Origin of the sequence: Salinibacterium sp. TMP30 (assembly GCF_038397785.1) — a bacterium.
Classification (GTDB): domain Bacteria; phylum Actinomycetota; class Actinomycetes; order Actinomycetales; family Microbacteriaceae; genus Rhodoglobus.
In genome coordinates this window covers 2,012,140-2,031,386 of the sequence record NZ_CP151642.1, presented here as the reverse complement: position 1 = coordinate 2,031,386, position 19,247 = coordinate 2,012,140, and the positions used below count along the sequence as shown (strand labels likewise).

The 19,247-nt window shown below is 60.5% G+C and carries 21 protein-coding genes; 12 read left to right on the top strand and 9 right to left on the bottom strand.

Annotated features, from left to right (window positions below):
* Nucleotides 1–48: 48 nt before the first annotated feature.
* The gene (locus AADH44_RS09820; RefSeq protein ID WP_341952626.1) at nucleotides 49–816 is read left to right on the top strand and encodes a fumarate hydratase; all 768 of its coding nucleotides are present in this window, start codon (nucleotides 49–51) and stop codon (nucleotides 814–816) included.
* Here AADH44_RS09820 and AADH44_RS09815 read toward each other — a convergent pair.
* Genes AADH44_RS09815 through xseA form a run of 5 tightly spaced genes read right to left on the bottom strand, consistent with a single transcriptional unit; the run spans nucleotide 813 to nucleotide 5,039 of the window.
* Nucleotides 813–2,210, bottom strand: a complete 1,398-nt coding sequence (locus AADH44_RS09815) for a class II fumarate hydratase (RefSeq protein WP_341952625.1) — start codon at nucleotides 2,208–2,210, stop codon at nucleotides 813–815. The two genes, AADH44_RS09820 and AADH44_RS09815, sit on opposite strands and share 4 nt — an antisense overlap.
* 55 nt (nucleotides 2,211–2,265) lie before the next feature.
* Nucleotides 2,266–2,907 (bottom strand): carbonic anhydrase, encoded by a 642-nt coding sequence (locus tag AADH44_RS09810; protein WP_341952624.1) that lies wholly within the window; start codon nucleotides 2,905–2,907, stop codon nucleotides 2,266–2,268.
* Nucleotides 2,904–3,545, bottom strand: a complete 642-nt coding sequence (locus AADH44_RS09805) for a DUF4245 domain-containing protein (protein ID WP_341952623.1) — start codon at nucleotides 3,543–3,545, stop codon at nucleotides 2,904–2,906. The genes AADH44_RS09810 and AADH44_RS09805 overlap by 4 nt, the downstream gene beginning before the upstream one ends.
* Nucleotides 3,545–3,799, bottom strand: coding sequence for an exodeoxyribonuclease VII small subunit (locus AADH44_RS09800; RefSeq protein WP_341952622.1), 255 nt, complete (start codon nucleotides 3,797–3,799; stop codon nucleotides 3,545–3,547). The genes AADH44_RS09805 and AADH44_RS09800 overlap by 1 nt, the downstream gene beginning before the upstream one ends.
* Before the next feature lie 19 nt (nucleotides 3,800–3,818).
* Entirely contained in the window at nucleotides 3,819–5,039 is a 1,221-nt protein-coding gene (gene xseA / locus AADH44_RS09795; protein WP_341952620.1) for an exodeoxyribonuclease VII large subunit, read from the bottom strand.
* Between the two features lie 135 nt (nucleotides 5,040–5,174).
* On the opposite strand from xseA, the gene AADH44_RS09790 reads away from it, so the two are divergent.
* Entirely contained in the window at nucleotides 5,175–6,221 is a 1,047-nt protein-coding gene (locus AADH44_RS09790; RefSeq protein ID WP_341954981.1) for a 4-hydroxy-3-methylbut-2-enyl diphosphate reductase, read from the top strand.
* A 3-nt stretch (nucleotides 6,222–6,224) separates the two neighbouring features.
* Nucleotides 6,225–6,842, top strand: coding sequence for a DUF6264 family protein (locus AADH44_RS09785; RefSeq protein ID WP_341952619.1), 618 nt, complete (start codon nucleotides 6,225–6,227; stop codon nucleotides 6,840–6,842).
* Between the two features lie 90 nt (nucleotides 6,843–6,932).
* On the opposite strand, the gene fbaA is transcribed toward AADH44_RS09785, so the two are convergent.
* Complete coding sequence (gene fbaA / locus AADH44_RS09780) at nucleotides 6,933–7,958, bottom strand: class II fructose-bisphosphate aldolase (protein ID WP_341952618.1); 1,026 nt, start codon at nucleotides 7,956–7,958, stop codon at nucleotides 6,933–6,935.
* 211 nt (nucleotides 7,959–8,169) lie between these two features.
* Here fbaA and glpX point away from each other — a divergent pair, with 211 nt between their 5' ends.
* Complete coding sequence (glpX, locus tag AADH44_RS09775; protein WP_341952617.1) at nucleotides 8,170–9,159, top strand: class II fructose-bisphosphatase; 990 nt, start codon at nucleotides 8,170–8,172, stop codon at nucleotides 9,157–9,159.
* Nucleotides 9,160–9,183: 24 nt separating this feature from the next.
* Here glpX and rmuC read toward each other — a convergent pair whose 3' ends face one another.
* Complete coding sequence (rmuC, locus tag AADH44_RS09770) at nucleotides 9,184–10,491, bottom strand: DNA recombination protein RmuC (protein WP_341952616.1); 1,308 nt, start codon at nucleotides 10,489–10,491, stop codon at nucleotides 9,184–9,186.
* Between the two features lie 80 nt (nucleotides 10,492–10,571).
* Between rmuC and AADH44_RS09765 the strand changes: the two genes are divergently transcribed.
* From AADH44_RS09765 to ychF, 3 genes are all read left to right on the top strand, one after another.
* Nucleotides 10,572–11,492 carry a LysR family transcriptional regulator gene (locus AADH44_RS09765; RefSeq protein WP_341952615.1) on the top strand — a complete coding sequence of 307 codons (921 nt, stop codon included), beginning with the start codon at nucleotides 10,572–10,574 and terminating at the stop codon, nucleotides 11,490–11,492.
* A gap of 109 nt (nucleotides 11,493–11,601) precedes the next feature.
* Nucleotides 11,602–13,098 (top strand): CoA-acylating methylmalonate-semialdehyde dehydrogenase, encoded by a 1,497-nt coding sequence (locus tag AADH44_RS09760; protein WP_341952613.1) that lies wholly within the window; start codon nucleotides 11,602–11,604, stop codon nucleotides 13,096–13,098.
* A gap of 62 nt (nucleotides 13,099–13,160) precedes the next feature.
* Nucleotides 13,161–14,237, top strand: coding sequence for a redox-regulated ATPase YchF (gene ychF / locus AADH44_RS09755; protein WP_341952612.1), 1,077 nt, complete (start codon nucleotides 13,161–13,163; stop codon nucleotides 14,235–14,237).
* Between the two features lie 23 nt (nucleotides 14,238–14,260).
* On the opposite strand, the gene AADH44_RS09750 is transcribed toward ychF, so the two are convergent.
* Nucleotides 14,261–14,845, bottom strand: coding sequence for a nitroreductase family protein (locus tag AADH44_RS09750; RefSeq protein ID WP_341952611.1), 585 nt, complete (start codon nucleotides 14,843–14,845; stop codon nucleotides 14,261–14,263).
* A 250-nt stretch (nucleotides 14,846–15,095) separates the two neighbouring features.
* Here AADH44_RS09750 and AADH44_RS09745 point away from each other — a divergent pair, with 250 nt between their 5' ends.
* From AADH44_RS09745 to AADH44_RS09730, 4 genes are all read left to right on the top strand, one after another.
* Complete coding sequence (locus AADH44_RS09745) at nucleotides 15,096–15,707, top strand: nucleotidyltransferase domain-containing protein (protein ID WP_341952610.1); 612 nt, start codon at nucleotides 15,096–15,098, stop codon at nucleotides 15,705–15,707.
* A 9-nt stretch (nucleotides 15,708–15,716) separates the two neighbouring features.
* Nucleotides 15,717–16,118 (top strand): hypothetical protein, encoded by a 402-nt coding sequence (locus tag AADH44_RS09740; RefSeq protein ID WP_341952609.1) that lies wholly within the window; start codon nucleotides 15,717–15,719, stop codon nucleotides 16,116–16,118.
* A gap of 44 nt (nucleotides 16,119–16,162) precedes the next feature.
* Entirely contained in the window at nucleotides 16,163–17,182 is a 1,020-nt protein-coding gene (locus AADH44_RS09735; protein ID WP_341952608.1) for a Ppx/GppA phosphatase family protein, read from the top strand.
* 99 nt (nucleotides 17,183–17,281) lie between these two features.
* Nucleotides 17,282–17,641, top strand: a complete 360-nt coding sequence (locus AADH44_RS09730) for a zinc ribbon domain-containing protein YjdM (RefSeq protein WP_341952607.1) — start codon at nucleotides 17,282–17,284, stop codon at nucleotides 17,639–17,641.
* 4 nt (nucleotides 17,642–17,645) lie between these two features.
* On the opposite strand, the gene AADH44_RS09725 is transcribed toward AADH44_RS09730, so the two are convergent.
* Nucleotides 17,646–18,575 (bottom strand): hypothetical protein, encoded by a 930-nt coding sequence (locus AADH44_RS09725; RefSeq protein ID WP_341952606.1) that lies wholly within the window; start codon nucleotides 18,573–18,575, stop codon nucleotides 17,646–17,648.
* Nucleotides 18,576–18,656: 81 nt separating this feature from the next.
* Between AADH44_RS09725 and AADH44_RS09720 the strand changes: the two genes are divergently transcribed.
* Complete coding sequence (locus AADH44_RS09720) at nucleotides 18,657–19,046, top strand: PPOX class F420-dependent oxidoreductase (protein WP_341952605.1); 390 nt, start codon at nucleotides 18,657–18,659, stop codon at nucleotides 19,044–19,046.
* The last annotated feature ends 201 nt before the right edge of the window (nucleotides 19,047–19,247 follow it).

Genomic DNA, 19,247 nt, shown 5'->3' with positions numbered 1-19,247 from the left:
GCCGTGCGAGTGTCAGCGAGTCACGCTCAGACAACGTAAGGTTTTTTCGTGGGCTGGGTCTGGTGGTTAATCGCGGTTCCCTTAGGGGTGGCCGCTGCGTGGGCGATTTTTGCTCCCCGAAACCAGTGGCGCAGCCTTTTTTCGTGGTCTGTAACCGACGTGCACAGTTCTGAACCGGGCGGTGCCGCCTACGCCTACCGTCGGCTCATTTCCGCGATAGCCCTTGGCGTAGCGCTACTGACAATTGTGCTCGCGATGATGTGGTCTGCCGGTCGAGAACCTGTTGAGTTGCCACGCACCAACGACATCGAGCAGACGTGGGGAACGCCACAGCCGCTGCTCGTGTACCGCAGTTTTCAAACGAACCAGTCGACAGACGACACTCTCGTTGATGTGCCGATCGACAGCTATTTGCCGGTGAACGACGAAGAACGAGCGCCGCTATATCTGCTCAATCTCGAGCCGTTCTCCCGCCTCGGAACCACCAACATCCCGGGTTATATCGGCAGTCCGCCCAACGAGACAGATTCGACGATTAGTGGCGCGGATGTGGTTGTCAAGGTGCGGGGGCCGCTGCTGTGCATTCCGCGACGTGTAGTGGTGATCGAGACGCCCGAACGGGTTCAGCTTGCTGTGCTCTACGGGCTTCCCACGCCCAGTGATGGTTCGACGCCTGACAACATTGTGGGGTGCCCGGTGGGTGACGACCTCACCGGATCAGTGTTAATTCCCATCTCGTTGAGTGACCCCATAGGAGAACGCACCGTCGAAGCTCTCGACGGTGCGCCCCTCACGCTGGTGGATCTCGGAGACTAGCCGGGTGTAGTCATCGACAGTACGTCGAGTGCGGCATCCAGCTGGTCGATGGTGACTTCGCCGCGTTCGACGAAACCGAGGTCAATTACTGCTTCGCGCACCGTCATCGATTCTGCAACCGAGTGCTTGGCAATCTTGGCGGCGGCTTCATAGCCGATGATCTTGTTGAGCGGTGTCACAATTGACGGCGACGACTCGGCCAATGCGAGTGCACGCGGCAGGTTCGCTTCGAGGCCGTCGACGGTTTTGTCGGCGAGTGCTCGCAGCGAGTTAGACAGCAGTCGGCTCGACTCGAGCAGCGAGGTTCCCATGACAGGAATAGCCACGTTGAGTTCGAATGCTCCGGATGCTCCACCCCAGGCGATTGTGGCATCGTTGCCGATGACGCGTGCGCACACCATCAGCACGGCTTCGGGAATGACGGGATTGACCTTGCCGGGCATGATCGAAGAGCCGGGCTGGAGGTCGGGGATGTGTAGTTCGCCGAGGCCCGTGTTGGGGCCTGAGCCCATCCAGCGCAGGTCGTTGCAGATCTTGGTGACGGAGACGGCGATCACTCGCAGTGCGCCCGATGCTTCAACGAGGGAGTCGCGCGCACCCTGAGCTTCGAAATGATCTTCGGCTTCCGTAATCGGCAGCCCTGAGTTCTCGGCAAGAATTGCGATCACGCGTTGCGGAAAGCCCAACGGGGTATTGATTCCGGTGCCGACTGCGGTTCCGCCGAGCGGTACTTCTGCGACCCGCGGGATGCTCGACTGCACGCGCGCGACACCGAGACGAATTTGGCGAGCGTAGCCCGCGAATTCCTGGCCGAGGGTTACGGGGGTTGCGTCCATGAGGTGCGTTCGGCCAGCCTTTACCGCACCTTTCCACAGCTCTGCCTTGACGTCGAGCGCTGCAGCGAGGTGTTCAAGGGCAGGGATGAGGTCACCAATCAGCGCACCGGTCACGGCGAGGTGCACCGAAGTGGGAAACACGTCATTTGATGACTGCGAAGCGTTCACATGGTCGTTGGGGTGAACGACGCTGCCGAGCGAGTCACTCGCGAGACGGGCGAGCACCTCGTTCATGTTCATGTTCGAGGAGGTGCCGCTGCCGGTCTGGTAGGTGTCTACCGGGAACTGGTCGTGGTGCTGGCCGTCGATGATCTGGTCTGCGGCGCCGACGATGGCGTCTGCGATGGCCGGATCAAGCTTGCCGAGTTCGTTGTTGGCGATCGCTGCTGCGCGCTTGACGCGCGCGAGAGCGACGATCTGGGCTGGCTCTAGACCAGTGCCCGAGATGGGAAAGTTCTCAACGGCACGCTGGGTCTGAGCGCCGTAGAGGGCATCCTTGGGCACGCGTACCTCGCCCATGGTGTCGTGTTCGATGCGGTATTCGGTTGAACTCGTCACAGCGTTCTAGTCCTTTGTTTGCGAGCGAATTGGTGTGAGAACGTGGTGGAGAGCGCTAGACCATGCCGACGACGACGTCAGGCACAGCCCTACCTTCAAGCAAGCGATAGTTTGCGCCCACTACTGCAAGCGTACCCGCGGCGATCGCATCACTGATGAGTTCAGAGGAGCTCACTAGTTCGGCGATCGTTTCGCGCAAGTGTTCGCGGCCGACATCAGTCGAGCTGATCGTCGCCATGTCGATGGCGCCAGTTTCGCTACCGGCCACTCGGCGCACGGCGGGCACGATCTTCGCGATGAGTGACTCGATGTGTGGGGGGAGCACAGGAGCGTCTGCCACCTGCGACTCGATCGCTGCCGCAACCGCACCGCACTCGTCATGCCCGAGCACGAGGATGAGTGGCACGTTGAGCACGCCGACTGCGTACTCGAGGGAGCCGATCACGGAGTCGGAGATGATCTGGCCGGCGTTGCGTACAACAAAAAGATCGCCGAGACCTTTGTCAAAAATGATCTCAGCAGCGAGGCGAGAGTCACTGCACCCGAACAGCGCAGCGTGAGGCGCTTGAGCCAGCGCGAGTTCGGTGCGACGCTCAACGTCTTGGCGAGGATGGTGGGGCTCGCCAGCAACGAAACGCTCATTGCCGCGCGCCATCTCGTTCCACACCTGTGCCGGTGTTTTGGTGGGATTCGTCATTCACTCTCCGACTCGGCAGCGATCGCGGCCGCCAGTAGTTCGAATTCTTCGTTTGTGGCCGTTCCGTGCAATACAACCGTGCTGCCTGCAATCTGCGCTGACATGGAGTATGCGTAGTTTCCGGTGTCTGAGGACGAGCGACGGTCGTAGATTGTCCAATCGATTCCACCGATCGTCGTGGTGTCGGTCGCGAGCGCACCGTCGGTAACGATTGAGAGCCAGGTCTCGTTCGAGTCGATGCCCTGCTCAAGAGCAACAAACTGCGACGACGGTGATGCCGGTGTCACGAAGCCGACATACCAGGTCTGAACTGACGAGGTGGTACCGAGCCGAGCCGAATTCGCGTACCACACAGCGGGCAGGGTCGGCGCGAGAAGGGGCTCGCTGGCATTCGTCTGGGCGTCAGCGGCAATGGTTTGGTAGTCCGCAGTGACAGGCTCCTCGCTGGTCGGGCGGACCACGACCAACACAAGAAATAAGACAATGCCGAGAGAAGCAACCGTTGCGATGACAAGGTTGAACAGCGTCTGGTTCGCTCGGTGCTTGCGCGAGTTCTCGGCCTTACGTGCGAACGTCTCGTCAGGCGTTTCGGGGCGGCCCAGTTCTGCGACGACGCGTGGTCCAGTGCTCTTTGCCATTATTGGTCAGCACTCGTGTCACCCGTGGCATCAGCACCCGTCGGCGCAACACTTCTCGCGGCATCGAGGCGAGCACGCGCTCCGATCAGCCATTCCTCACACCGCTGTGCCAGCGCTTCGCCGCGCTCCCACAGGGCGAGTGACTGTTCAAGCGTCGCAGAACCCTGCTCTAGCTCATTGACAACGGAGATGAGTTCATCCCGAGCTTGTTCATAACTGAGGTCACTGACGGGAGTCTCACTGGGGGTAGCCACGATGTAATTCTACTGTTCTCTAGGTGTCTGCCGGCTGGCCGGTGACAGTGGTGGAAATCTTGCCGTCGGCCACCGTGAGTAACAACTCGGTGCCGTCGGGGGCATCGGCGCGCGAACGCACGGCAGAGCCATCCGGAAGCTGCGCAATCGCATAGCCACGCTGCAGAGTGCGCTGTGGAGAAAGGGCACGCAATTGACCCGTGAGTTCGGTCACCCCGGCATGCGCCTTCTCGATCGCACGCTCAACCAACTCGTTGCTGCGAGAAACGTAACGGGAAAGCTCATCGGCGTGCGCATCAACGAGCGACACCGGATTCGCCAGCACCGGTCTGGTGCGCAAAGACTCCAAGCGATCACCCTCATGCCCCAAGCGTTGAGTGATGCGCAGCCGCATCCCCGCGCGTGCCTGCTGCACCCGGCTCAACTCTTCAGCAACATCGGGGACGACCCTTTTGGCGGCATCCGTGGGGGTGGATGCTCGCAGGTCGGCGACCTCGTCGAGCAAGGGCCGATCATTCTCGTGCCCGATCGCAGAAACTAGAGGAGTCTGGCAGGCCGCAGCCGTGCGCACTAACGATTCGTCGCTGAACACGAGCAGGTTCTGAAAGTCTCCACCTCCGCGGGCGATGATGATGACATCGACCTCAGGGTCGGCATCCAACACTCTGATCCCCTCAGAGACTTCCTTGACGGCGCGTTCGCCCTGCACCGCCGCGTAGGCCATGCGGAACTTTACGGCCGGCCAGCGCAATTGTGCATTGCGCAGCACATCTTTTTCAGCGTCACTATCTTTCGCGGTAACAAGGCCGATGCAGTTGGGCAAGAACGGCAGCGGTTTCTTGTGGTCGAAGAGACCCTCCGCGCGCAGTTTCTGGCGCAACAGTTCGAGGCGTTCAAGCAGATCGCCAAGACCAACGTGCCGCATCTCGAGCACCTGCATTGTGAGCGTTCCACCCTTGACCCAATAGTTGGGTTTGACGAGCGCGACGACGCGGTCGCCCTGCTTCAGGTCGTTGGGAAGTTTGGTGCGCACCGATGACCAAATCGTGAACGAAATGGTGGCATCCACGTCGAGGTCTTTGAGCTTGCCGTAGATGTTGCCGCCCGAACCACCCCACTGGGTGATTTCACCTTCAACCCAGGCGGTGCCCAGACGTTCGATCCAACCGCGAATCTTGTGCGACAGCACCGACACCGGCCACGGAGTATCAACGGTGGGCGGGCCCTCTGTGATCGTCACCTAGCCTCCTCAAGCTCGTCATTACAGGGTAGAGGATGCCGCCGATACCGCAGTGCGCTCGGCGTTCGTGCAGCACTCTTCGGTAGAATCAATTGGGTGAGCACCATTTCTAACGGAAGCGCCCAAGCGCTAGCGATGCCCCAGATGCCTGCACGCCGCGAACAGTTGAAAGATCTACCGGTTGCCGGTGTCAAACGTGTGCTGCTGGCTGCTCCTCGCGGCTACTGTGCAGGAGTAGATCGGGCGGTCATCGCGGTCGAGAAAGCGCTCGCCAACTATGGCGCTCCCATCTACGTACGCAAGCAGATTGTGCACAACATTCATGTCGTGACCACCCTTGAAGCACAGGGCGCGATATTTGTGGATGATGTCGACGAAGTGCCCGAGGGGTCGACGGTCGTATTCTCTGCCCACGGTGTCTCTCCTGCAGTGGTCAAGGGCGCTGCCGACCGCGAGTTGCACGCAATCGATGCGACGTGTCCTCTTGTCACCAAGGTGCATCGCGAGGCCACTCGCTTCGCACGCGACAACTACCAAATCTTACTAATCGGCCATGACGGGCACGAAGAGGTTGAAGGCACGATGGGTCATGCACCCGAACGCACCATCCTCGTGAACAGTCCCGCCGATGTGCCCAATATTGTCATCGACAACACCGACAACCTCGTGTGGCTATCACAAACCACGCTGAGCGTTGACGAAACCATGGAAACGGTGCGCTTGCTGCGCGAACGCTTTCCCACTCTGCAAGATCCGCCGAGTGACGACATCTGCTACGCCACCCAAAACCGTCAAGTCGCGATTAAGAAGGTCGCCGAAGAGGCAGAACTCGTCATCGTCGTTGGGAGCGCAAACAGCTCAAACACCGTGCGACTGGTGGATGTTGCCCTCGAGTACGGCGCCAAGGCCGCTTATCGCGTTGACTATGCGAGCGAAATCAAACAGGAGTGGCTCGACGGCATCTCGACCGTCGGTGTCACGAGCGGCGCATCCGTTCCCGAAGTTCTTGTTCAAGAAGTGCTCGCCGACCTTGCGGACGCAGGTTACGGTGATGTGTCTAGCGTCGTAACCGCCGAGGAAGATCTCATGTTTTCGCTCCCTAAAGAACTGCGCACTGATGCCGCAGGTAACCCTGACGAACGTGGCCTCGGCGGGCGCAATCGCAAACTCGATTGGCAATAAATAATGACTGACCCGCGCCCCCGACCAAAATACGGCGAGTACGCACCGCTGCCAATCGCTGCGCCGTCACACCCTAGTGATGGTGCCGTTGATTCGCAGAGCTCGGATGCATCCGTGACACCGCAACAGCCGGCTCCTCCGGTGGCACCGCGAGACCTCGGCTCGGCTTCGTCCACTCACCGTCCCGATGCAGCGCAGCCACATTTTGCCAACACGGCGAATGCTGCGATCGCGCCCGAGCGCAAACGACGCATGTGGGACGTCTTGCTCACCTCAACCCTGTTGCTCTTCGGCGTTGTGGATGTCATCAATACCTTCAGCACCGTCTCCAACTTGGGCCCTGCGTTGCGGGAGGGACTTGCGGGTCAGGGCGTCGAGTCATTCTCATCAGAGGCCTTGGCGGCCGAGGCGGGAGGCGCAGCCAACATCGTTCGCCTTGTGGTGCTGGTGCTCGCCATCGTTTTCTCGCTCATTCAGATTCAACGCAAACGCATCGCGTTTTGGATCCCCATCGTCGGTGCCGTAATTGCTGGAATAGCCCTCGTCGTCGCGATCCTTGTTACGGTCATGAGCGATCCGGGATTCATGGCATACGTCGACGGCCTTCAGCAGCAGCCGTAGTAATCGAGAGCTCTACACACACTGCGTTGTCGGGCGCGTTAACGACGCAACGGGGCCCACCCGAAAGTCGACCCCGTCTAGCGTGAATGATTACTTGCCGGAGTGGCCAGCCGAGCCGAGCTGCTGAGTCGCCTCAACAACACGCTTTGCGACGGCGGACTCGGCGATCTTGCCCCAGGCGCGCGGATCGTAAATCTTCTTGTTTCCGACTTCGCCGTCGACCTTCAGGAAGCCGTCGTAGTTACGCAGAACAGTGTCGGCGATTGACCGGCTGTAGGCGTATTGGGTGTCGGTGTCGATGTTCATCTTGATGACACCGTTCGCAACAGCGGTAGCGATTTCGGCGTCGGTCGAACCTGATCCACCGTGGAATACGAGGTCGAGAGGGTTCGCGCCCGTGCCATACTTTGCGGCAATACCGGCCTGAATTTCGCCCAGCAGTTCGGGGCGCAGCTTGACGTTTCCTGGCTTGTACACACCATGCACGTTGCCAAAGGTGAGGGCGGCGATGTAGCGACCCTGGTCGCCCAGACCGAGCGCTTCTACAGTGGCGATGACGTCATCCAGCGTGGTGTAGAGGCTGTCGTTGATGTCGTGGCTCACGCCATCTTCTTCGCCGCCGACAACACCAATTTCAACTTCGAGAATCGAGTTGATTGCCCTCATGCGAGGCAAGATTTCGCGCGCGATAGCGAGGTTCTCGTCGAGTGGAACAGCCGAGCCATCCCACATGTGCGACTGGAAGATCGGGTTGCGACCGGCTTTGACCTCAGCTTCGGATGCCGCGATCAGCGGGTAAACAAAGTCATCGAGAGCGTTCTTGGGGCAGTGGTCTGTGTGGAGCGCGACGGTCACCGGGTAGTTCTTGGCAACCTCGGTGGCGAATGCTGCGAAGGCGAGAGCTCCGGATGCGCGTGCCTTAACCGACTGGCCGGCAAAGTAGTCGGCGCCACCGGTAGTTACCTGAATGATGCCGTCAGAGCCAGCATCGCTGAGTCCTTGCAACACGGCGTTGATCGTCGAGGACGACGATACGTTGATGGCGGGGTAGGCGAAAGAGTTCTTCTTAGCCTTGTCGAGCATCTCTGAGTACTGATCTGGGGTTGCGACGGGCATTGTTGTCTCTCCTCATACGGTACCGACTACCGCTCTGGTCCGGCTCGCGTCGATTCTATCCACCCCCACTGGGCGGGTGCGAACTGTTGCGGCGCGGGACGGCGGTACCAGTGGCTGGCGAGGGTGAACGTTGATTCCGGTAGGCTGGGCGCTGCGCTGACCACCACCGGCGCGTCCCCAGTCGACCACTATCTACGAAGGATGCCTCTAGGTGAGTTTAGAAACCGGCACGCTTTTCCTCCACCCCGATCGCAACCTCGCTCTTGAGCTCGTGCGAGCTACTGAAGCGGCTGCGATTCGCGCGGTTCCTTTTATTGGCAAGGGCGACAAGCTCGGTGCCGATGGTGCCGCAGTTGATGCGATGCGCAAGTTCTTGGGCACCGTCGATTTCGACGGCCTCGTGGTGATTGGTGAGGGGGAGAAAGATAAGGCTCCCATGCTGTTCAACGGAGAGCACGTGGGCACCGGTCGTGGCCCCGCCTGTGACATTGCGGTAGACCCTATTGACGGCACCTCGCTGACCGCCGCCGGAAGGCAGAATGCGATCTCAATGATCGCGGTATCTGACCGCGGAACAATGCTCGACGCCTCCAGCGTTTTTTACATGGACAAGATTGTTACCGGCGCTGAGGGTGTCGGTGTTATCGATATCCGCAAGCCGATAGCTGAGAACATTCGGGCGTTCGCGAAGGCAAAGGGTAAGCCGGTCGAGGATGTGGTGGTTGCGGTGCTTGACCGCCCTCGTCATGCTCAACTCATCGAAGACATCCGTGCCAGCGGTGCGGGTTCTCGGCTCATGCTCGACGGCGATGTTGCCGGTGGAATCAACGCGGCGCTATATGGCACTCGTATCGACATGTGTGTGGGTATCGGTGGCAGCCCGGAGGGTGTTGCGACCGCGTGTGCCATCAAAGCTCTGGGCGGCGAGATCCAGACAATTCTGTCCCCGCAGACTGACGATGAACGTCAACGGGGGGTGGATGCCGGCCTGAAATTTGACCACGTCTATACCGCGAACGAGATGGTCTCCGGTGACAACACGTTCTTTGTGGCGACGGGGGTTACCGATGGCGGACTCGTGAAAGGGGTGCGCCGGATGGGCCCCATTATTCGTACGGAGTCGATTGTTCTTCGGTCACATTCGGGCACGATCCGTCGCATCACTGCAGATCACCTCGCACAGAAGTGGCTCGACCACTAGTCCTGTTGGTGCGGAGCGACTGACCTAGGCGCCTTCTTCGGGTAGTTCGAGTTCCATTTCGACTGCCGTGATGTGCTTCGGCGTTCCCTCGACCGTGTTCGTGGTGCCGATGACTTTTGATTCGTCGAGTGCGTTGAGCTTGCGGGCGGTCACGAGCACGCGAGTTTCGAGAGAGTTCGCGAACTGGTTGTAACTGTTCACGGTGGTGTCGATTGAGCGACGCAGTTTGTCGGCGTGATCGGCGAGGGTGGCTAGTCGCTGGTAGAGCTCTTTGCTGAGGTCGAACAGGGTCTTGGCCTGATCGGTGAGCACGTCTTGCTGCCACGAGAACGCGACAGTTTTGAGCACCGACCACAGGGTCACGGGGGAGGCGAGGGCGACGCGTTTGCCGAAGGCGTAATCCATGATCGAGGGGTCAGCTTCCATTGCGGATGACACAAGCGATTCGCTGGGGATGAAGGCGATGACGAGTTCGGGGGAGGCGTCGAGTCCGGCCCAATATGCCTTGCTGGCCAGGGTGTCGATGTGGCCGCGCATCACCTTGACGTGCTGCTTGATGAGGGCCTCACGGCGAGCACCTTCTTCGCCGGTGGCGGTGACGGAGATTTGGCTTGCCTCTAAGAAGGCGGTGAACGGTACTTTGGCGTCTACGGCAATGTTCTTGCCGCCGGGGAGGTGCACGACCATGTCGGGGCGGCCAGCGCCAGCATCCGAATTGATGCTCGACTGCACGTCGAAGTCGACGCGCTCGATAAGGCCTGCCGCTTGCACGACGTTGCGCAACTGAGTCTCGCCCCACACGCCACGGGTGGAGTTGTTGCGCAGAGCCGATGCTAGTGACTCGGCGGTGCTGCGCAAACGCTCTTCAGATTCTGTTGCCGACTTCAGCTGTTGGCTCAGTTCACCGTGTTGCAGGCTGCGCTGCGACTCCAACTCGGTGACCTTGTTTTGCATTGTGCGCAGCGTCTCCTGCACAGGAGTGAGCGCCTGGAGGACTTTTGATTCTCGGCGCTCGCGCTCAGCCAAAGCTTGAGCTTCATCACGCTGGCGGTCGATGGTCTCTCTATATTGCTGTTGCAACGAAGCAACCTGTTCGCCCAGTGCGCTAGCGCGGGCAGTGATGGATGCCAATTCAGCCGAAAGCCGAGACTGCTGCTCCTTCTCTGTGGCGGTCACTTGCGCGATCGCAGCTTGGTGGCGTGCCTCAAGCACTTCGGGGTCGACATGGTCTGTCGGCGTTGTCGCGCGCACGCGGGCGACGAGCAGCCCGATAACGATGCCAAGAACAGCGCCGATGAGCAGACCGATGATGAGTGCGAGGAGGGGATCCATTCCGCCAGTGTGCCAGCCTGCGCGGACATTTCGGGGAGCAATGCGGGAGGGCAAGCGGTTCCCCGCTCTAGGCTGGGGGAATGGCCAGCGATTCCGTGCATCCGCTTGATGTGAGCACCGACGATTTGCGCTACCTCATCGCCGTCGCAAGGGCCGGGCGGATGGTATCGGCCGCAACCCTTCTTGGCGTCGATCACACCACGGTGCGCCGCCGTATTGACCGGCTCGAAGCCGCGCTTGGGGTGAGGTTGCTCGACCGCGGGGCCGACGGCTGGGAACTCACCGCCATCGGCCGCGAAGTCGCCACCCGGGCTGCCGGACTCGAAAACATTGTCGAAAACGTGGTCGGCGCAGCCAGCGGGGGAGCCGATGAAGTGCGCGGCACCGTACGCATCGTTGCGCCCGATGGATTCGGGGCCACCTTTGTCACCGCAGCGCTCGCGGCAGTTCAGGCGGAGCATCCGGCCATCACCGTCGAATTGGTCACGTCGACCCGCCCGCTCAGCCTGCGCGGCGCCGGATTCGATTTGGCGATCACGATCGGCTCCGCGGCGACGTCGCGTCTCGCCTCCGAACCTCTCGCGGCCTACGCGCTGCGGCTGTACGCCTCGCCGGACTATGTGGCTGCGCATCCGCCGATTCGTTCTGTCGCTGACCTCGACAGGCATCCGCTCGTTTTTTATGTGGATGCACTGCTCACGGTTCGCGAGCTCGACCTGGCCCCGGTGCTCGGCGGCATGCGGGTGGGCTTTGGTTCCACGAGTGTGTTTGCGCAACTGGAGGCTACACGCCGGGGAGCCGGGGTTGGGCTGCTGCATGTGTTCATGGCAGCCCACGATCCGGGGCTGGTTGCTGTGCTGCCTGACGCGGTGGATTTTCGTTTGGAGTTTGCGCTTTCGGTGCGAAAGGAAGCTGCGGAGGTCGAAGCCGTGCAGTTGGTCCGTGCTGCGTTGCATCGTGAGGTTGCTCGGCGCGGTGCTGAATTGTTGCCGCCGCGCTAGCGGGCCAGACACAAATGTGCGTTTTTGCAGATTGTCCGTGCATGACTAGGTCTTGATTGCAGATCACTAGAGTCGCAGACTGGGCACACCTCCGATCGAAAGTAGGCCCATGTACTCCACTATTCCGCACTGGATCAACGGCTCCGCGACCGAGGGCGATTCGCCCAACCGCGGCGATGTCTTCAATCCCGCTACGGGCGCTGTTGCTCGCACTGTTCCTCTGGCATCCGCCGCTGATGTCAACACTGGTGTTGCCTCTGCTAAGGCCGCCTTCGCCGACTGGAGCACGACCTCACTCGCGAAGCGCACGAGCGTGATGTTTGCGTTCCGTGAGCTGTTCAACGCTCGCAAAGATGAGCTTGCCGCGATCATTACGGCCGAGCACGGCAAGGTGCTGTCGGATGCCGCCGGCGAGATTGCTCGTGGCCTTGAGGTTATTGAGTACGCGTGCGGGATCTCCACGCTCAGCAAGGGCGAGTACAGCGAAAACGTGTCGACGGGTGTTGACGTTTATTCCCTGCAGCAGCCGCTGGGTGTAGCCGCGGTCATCAGCCCGTTCAACTTTCCCGCAATGGTGCCACTCTGGTTCTTCCCGATGGCAATTGCCGCGGGTAACACTGTTGTATTGAAGCCGAGCGAAAAAGATCCATCGTCCGCGATTTGGATGGCCGAACTCTTCACCGAGGCTGGGCTCCCTGACGGTGTGTTCAACGTGGTGCACGGAGACAAGCTCGCCGTCGACACCCTGCTCGAGCATCCCGATGTTGCCAGCGTTTCTTTCGTTGGTTCCACGCCGATCGCCAAGTACATATACGAGACCGCAGCCCACCACGGCAAGCGCGTTCAGGCTCTCGGTGGTGCTAAGAACCACATGCTGGTGCTGCCCGATGCCGACCTCGACCTTGTTGCAGACTCTGCTGTCAACGCTGGGTTTGGTTCCGCTGGCGAACGCTGCATGGCGATTTCGGTCATCGTTGCGGTCGAACCCGTTGCTGACGAACTCATTGCAAAGATCGGGGAGCGGATGTCTGGCCTCACGGTCGGGGATGGAACCCGCTCTTGCGACATGGGTCCGCTCATCACGCAGCAGCACCGCGACAAGGTTGCGAGCTACATCGAGTTGGCCACGACTGACGGCGCAACGGTTGTTGTTGATGGACGCGGCATCGAGATTGATGGCGACGCGAATGGTTTCTGGTTGGGCCCGACGCTAATCGACGGTGTCTCAACTGATTCTGATGTGTATAAGCACGAGATCTTCGGGCCTGTGCTCTCGGTTATCCGGGTCGCCAGCTACGACGAGGGTCTTGAACTGATTAACTCCTCGCAGTATGGCAATGGCACCGCGATCTTCACGAGCGATGGGGGAGCGGCTCGCCGTTTCCAGCGCGAAGTGCAGGTCGGCATGGTAGGCATCAACGTGCCGATTCCCGTGCCTGTTTCGTATTTCTCCTTTGGTGGGTGGAAGGATTCGATGTTTGGGGACGCTAAGGCGTATGGTCCCGACGCGATCCGTTTCTTCACCCGCCAGAAGGCTGTGACGAGTCGTTGGCTCGACCCCAGCCACGGCGGAATCAACCTGGGCTTCCCGCAAACCAACGGCTAGCTTCTGCTCGGCGATAGCGGCCCCGTTCCTCGGGGGCGCTATCGCCGGTAGGATTGACTTCTGTGGCTCTCACTATTGCAATCGTTGGACTCCCGAATGTCGGCAAGTCCACCCTCTTTAACGCCCTGACCAAGAATTCGGTGCTCGCCGCGAACTATCCGTTCGCAACCATCGAACCTAACGTGGGCATCGTCAACCTGCCCGACCCGCGCCTCAAGGTGCTGGCCGAAATCTTCAAGAGCGAGCGCATTCTGCCTGCTCCAGTCTCCTTCGTTGATATCGCTGGCATTGTGCAGGGCGCCAGCGAGGGTGAAGGTCTGGGCAACAAGTTCTTGGCGAACATCCGCGAAGCTGACGCTATCGCGCAGGTCGTGCGTGGCTTCAGCGACCCGGACGTTATTCACGTTGACGGCAAGGTGGATGCTGCCTCCGACATGGAGACCATCAACACTGAGCTGATTCTGGCTGATCTTCAAACTCTCGAGAAGGCGATTACTCGCTACGAGAAGGAGCTCAAGACTAAGCGCATCGAACCTGCTGTTCTCGAGGCTGCACTCGCCGCTCAGACGGTGCTGAACGAGGGCAAGCCGTTGTCGTCCGCGACGAAGCTTGATTTCGAGCCGATTCGCGAATTGGGTTTGCTCACGTCCAAGCCATTCATTTACGTTTTCAATGTGGATGAAGCGGTGCTCGGCAGCGCCGATAAGCTCGCCGAACTGGCAGCCCTTGTTGCCCCCGCGAAGGCAATCTTTCTCGATGCCAAGTTGGAGGCCGAACTCATCGACCTCGACGAAGATGATGCCGCCGAACTTCTCGCCAGCACAGGCCAAGAAGAGAGCGGTCTCGACCAGCTCGCCCGCATCGGCTTCGACACTCTCGGCCTGCAGACGTATCTCACTGCTGGCCCGAAAGAGTCGCGCGCCTGGACGATCCCGAAAGGCGCCAAGGCACCCCAGGCTGCCGGTGTCATTCACACGGACTTTGAAAAGGGCTTCATCAAAGCTGAGGTCATCGGCTTCGATGACCTCGTCGCCACCGGCTCCATCGCTGAGGCCCGCGCCAAGGGTAAGGCGCGCGTTGAGGGCAAGGAGTACGTCATGAACGACGGCGACGTCGTGGAGTTCCGCTTTAACAACTAGCGGACTCCACGCGCCATCGAGTGTTAGGCGTTGACGAGTACCGATTCAGCAGCTGCACGTCGTGCGCGGGGTGTGGTTTCGCGTTCGTGAAGGTGTTCCGGGATCGTGGACGGATCGCCAATCGCGCCGATGGCCATGATGGTCGTTGGGGTGAACCGGCTCTCGACTTCGAACGCTGCCGCAAGTGCGTCGGCATCGAACCCTGACATCTGGTGGCTGAAGAGTCCGTGGCTTTGCGCCTGGATCGTGAAGTAGGCGGCGGCCTGACCGGTGTCATACGAGGCAGTAGGTTGCGGCTTGCCATCAGCGTTGGTGCGTTCTGTGACGAAGGCGACTAGCGCTGCGGCGGATCCAGCCCACGATTTGTTGAACCCGATGAGGGTCTCGATAATGGCTGCATGCTGAGCAGTGCCCCGGCGCGCAATGATCAATCGCCACGGCTGCCCGTTGTAGGCGGACGGCGCCCATCGTGCTGCTTCTAGAGCGCTGCTGAGCGCCTCCTCATCGAGCGGCGCGGTCGCGTCAAAGTGGCGGGGACTCCACCGCTCGGCAAGCACATCAAGGATGGGGGAGTCGGTAGCAGCGAGCCGGTCGCGAAGCATGGTCATAAAGAGGGCCTTTCAGATGCTGAGCAGAGATGATCTGCAATGTCGCTGGGTGCAACCGGGGCATCGCTGTAGGTATTCCGATTCTGTGAACCTATTTGCAGCGCCAACGACCTCAAGCTCAAGGGAGCAGGAACGGCTCAGCTGATATCGAAGTGGTATCCATTTTTAAGTACGTCCGTCTTTATTTATAGACATTCATCTATTTTTATGTAACGCTGGTTGATATCCAGCAGCACTCGAGGGAGGCGCCATGCGACTGCAGAACCCGTTCTCAGCAATAAGCACCACGGGCATCGACTCGCAGGTGCTCTCGGTGCTCGTTCGCACTGAGCAGCACCTCACAATTCGCGAGATCCATCAGCTGCTGCCCGAAGACGGCTCCCATCAGGGAGTGCGGCTGTCGGTGGCGCGACTCGTTGAACAGGGCGTTGTCATGCAGCGCATCACGGGGCGGGGCCATGCTTTCGCCTTCAATCGCGAGCACCTTCTGGCTGGCGCCATTGTGCAGATTGCTGATGCCAAGCGTGAGCTGATCGTCCGGATGGTTCACACCATTTCTGGTTGGCAGTTTCAGCCTCTCACGGTCACTCTTTTTGGTTCGGCTGCCCGCAACGAAATGCGCACGGACAGCGACATCGACGTCTTGGTCGTAGTGCCGGATTCGGCAGCCGATGAAGCTGTGGAAGAGTCCGTGCAGCAATTTGCTGCCCAAGTTACCGTGTGGACAGGCAATGATGTGCGTCCTTTGGTGTACCGCGATTCAGAGGTTCAGCCTGCCGCGATTTTCGACTCCGTGCTCAGCGAAGGGGTCGAGATCGCTGGAGACCACTCGTGGTTGCGAAAGCGGCTTCGAAGCAGTTAAGGAGCGCGCGTGAATCCGAAGGCTGACAAGGTCACAACGGTGGCGGCCGACAAAGCCGTTGAGCAGGGGCGACGCGCTAAAGCGAAGCAGTTCTTGAACGTCGCAGAGGATGTCCGTGAGCTATCAGACGAAGAAGACGTGCGAGACGCTGTCGTCACTCTTTATGTTCACGCGGGAATCGCGGCAGCAGACGCAATTTGCGCAGCCGCCCTCGGGAAACATGCGAAAGGGAGCAGCCACCACGATGCGGTTACATTGCTCGCAGCCGTAGACAACCAAGCATCAATATCACTGAATGTCTTGCTGGGAATGAAAACTCGCGCCGGGTATGGCCATGACCCCATCAGCAAGTCACAACTCGCGCGCGCCGAGAAGGCAGCGCGGGCCCTAGTCGATAAGGCATCGCTGTAGTACTCGCGTACCCTCGAAGCTATTGCCCCGAATGAGGAGCCCCCATGACCCGTGTTGCCGCTTTCGATTGCGGAACGAACTCGATCCGCCTTCTCATTGCCGATCTTGACGGGCAGGGCGGGCTGCGCGATGTGGTGCGAACGCTCGAGCTGGTTCGGCTCGGTGAGGGCGTCGACCGAACGGGTCGCTTCAGTGCGGCCGCGCTCGAACGCACCCTCGCCGCAATCCAGAAGTTCGCCGACCTCTGCCGCGAGCATGATGTCGAGCGCATCCGCTTTGTGGCAACCTCTGCGACACGCGATGCTGCCAACCGTGGCGAGTTCACCGACGCAGTCCGCGAGATTCTGGGCGTTCCGGCCGAAGTAATCCCCGGCACTGAGGAGGCAGCGTTGTCGTTCCGCGGCGCACTCACTGCGCTCGCAGCATCCGGCACCGACGAGCCCGCAGCATCCGGCACCGACGAGCCCGCAGCTCAGTACCTCGTCGTTGACCTCGGTGGTGGATCCACCGAACTAGTGCGCGGCAACACCACCCCAGACTCTGCCTATTCGATGAATGTCGGATGCGTGCGCCTGGCCGAGCGCAACATCCACAGTGACCCGCCGCTCGAGACCGAACTCGACGACATCCGCCGTGACGTCACCGAAGCCCTCGACGTAGCTACCGCCACCGTCGATCTCTCCCGCGCTACCGAGGTGATCGGAGTGGCCGGCACCGTAACCACTGTGACTGCCCACGCCCTCGGCCTCAATTCCTACGACCCAGAGGCCATCAGCGGCAGCCGCCTCCCACTGGCTGACGTGCTTCGCTCCTGTGATGCGCTCAGCCGCATGCCCCGCGCCGAACGAGCGACTCTGCCGTATATGCATCCCGGTCGGGTCGACGTCATCACCGCCGGTGCTGTCATCTGGTCGACCATTCTGCAGCGGGTAGCGGGTTCCACGGCCGCCGCCGGGCGACCGCTCGAGTGGGTAACGACCAGTGAGCACGACATCCTCGATGGAGTCGCGCTGTCACTTGCACCGGATGACGTGGTCGCGGGTTCTGGCTCACCGAACGAGTAGCGGCAGAGGCACCGCAGAGTACCGTCTCAGCAACTAGCCCTCGCGATGGGGCGTAGATTGGGTGACGCCGCAGACTGCGTGCTGAACCGAAAGTGACTCATGCCTGACGCTCTACCGCTCTGCCCGAACTGCTCAAGCGATCTCGCCTACGAGATGGGCGCGCTCTTGGTGTGCCCAATGTGTGCGCACGAGTGGTCGCCGAGTGAGGCGGATGCCGCTGCCGAGGCTGAGCAGGGCGCTGCGGTTATCAAGGATGCGTTCGGCACGCCGCTCGCCGATGGTGACACGGTGAGCATCATCAAGGACCTCAAGGTCAAGGGCAGCCCGACGTCGATCAAGGTCGGAACTAAAGTGCGCAACATCCGTCTCGTTGATGGAGTTGGCGACCACGATATCGACTGCAAGGTGGACGGTTTCGGCCAGATGCAGTTGAAGTCGAGCGTAGTTAAGAAGAGTTAACCTCTCAGGACCGCCCAAACGACCGCAGCACTCTCAACGCCCGCAAAGTGTTCCAGCGGCTCGGCTTGCCGTCGCCATCTTCCATTTCGAGGTGCACGCTGCCGGGGTGGGTGTTCTCGAGCAACCAACGCCCATCCGTGCCGCGCTTGCTTTCAACAACGGCGAGCGCTTCATCCATTCGGGGGTCATAGCTTGTGCGGGATGCCCGAAAGTAGTCCAGTGCGCTCAGCACGTCGTAGTGCCAGCGCGGAGGAAACGAGAATTGCAGCCACTGCTCGTTGATGAGCCCGCCGGTGCTCAGCCGACGCATGAGGTAACGGTCGAGGAGGTACTCGTGACCACGCAGACGCGCCACCGTTACCGCATCATTGCCGTCAACGGCATCTTCATATTCGCGCAACCCGTCGAGCACCGCGAGGGTGGTATGAAACGAGCTGCGCACAGAACCGTTCTCGGCTTCGCAATTCCAACCGCCATCGGCCATTTGTTCGCCAAGCAGCCGCTCGACAATCCCCTCAACGCGCATACCAAAATACGCACCGATGCCGACGGTCAGTCCGTTGATGCACGGCTCGACTTCACCGTCGAAGAAGCGTGAACCGTCGTACTCCCAGTGGCTGTTCTCCCGCACGCGTTCGACAGCACCCTGCACACGTGAATCCACAGGATCAATGCCCAGCTCGCGCAAAAACTGCAGGCTGAATGCGGTCGCCGTCCATGGTTGCCCAGGCTGATCGTCGTGTTCAGGGAAGTAGGCGCCGCCCTCCCATTGGCCATCGGCACCCTGAAGGTCAAGCACCCGCGCACCACTCCCGGAGGTTGCCACCCGGGAGCGTTCCGCGCTGACGGCCTCGGCAGGTGCATCCATCAGGTCTCGAAGCACTTGCCAACGAATTGCCGGGTCGGAGTCTAACAACCATGTCATGACATCCATGGCGCCACAGTACTCCTCGGGGCGCAGCGCGCACAGGCTATTGGGGGAATCGCAGGGATGTATGCCAGCCATAATGGAACGATGACTTCTCATGACCTTTTTGCGCTCGCCGAGGCGACCTACGTCTCGCTCACCACATTCCGCAAGTCAGGGGATGCCGTGGCGACGCCGGTGTGGATTGTCGCCGCGGGCGATCGACTGCTCGTCACTACTGCGCCGACCTCGGGCAAGGTGAAGCGCATCCGGCACACGATTCGCGTAGAGCTGACCCCCTGTGACATGCGCGGCAATGTCCTTGATGGCGCCTTAACGGTGACAGCGACGGCAGCGGTTCACGAGGATGCCGAGACTTTAGGTGCGATGCATGCCGCACTCCAAAAAAAGTATGGTGCCAAGTACGCTGCGATCCGACTCGCACAAAAAGTACGCGGAACTGCGGGCCAATCCGTCGCTGTCTCGCTACGCCCGTAGCGACCCCAGGCGGCCCGGCACAATCGCAAAGTCGGAAAATAACCTGTGGACAACCGTTTTAGGGGTGCGATTTCGTGCCACTATCGTGCATTGCCCCTGAAAGGGGGTGAACCCTCGGTTCCCCCGAAGCCGAGTAGCACCCGTGATCGATGGAGTCCCTGTGTCCCGACCCCGCCACCGTTCCAGAACGCTTAAATCCTG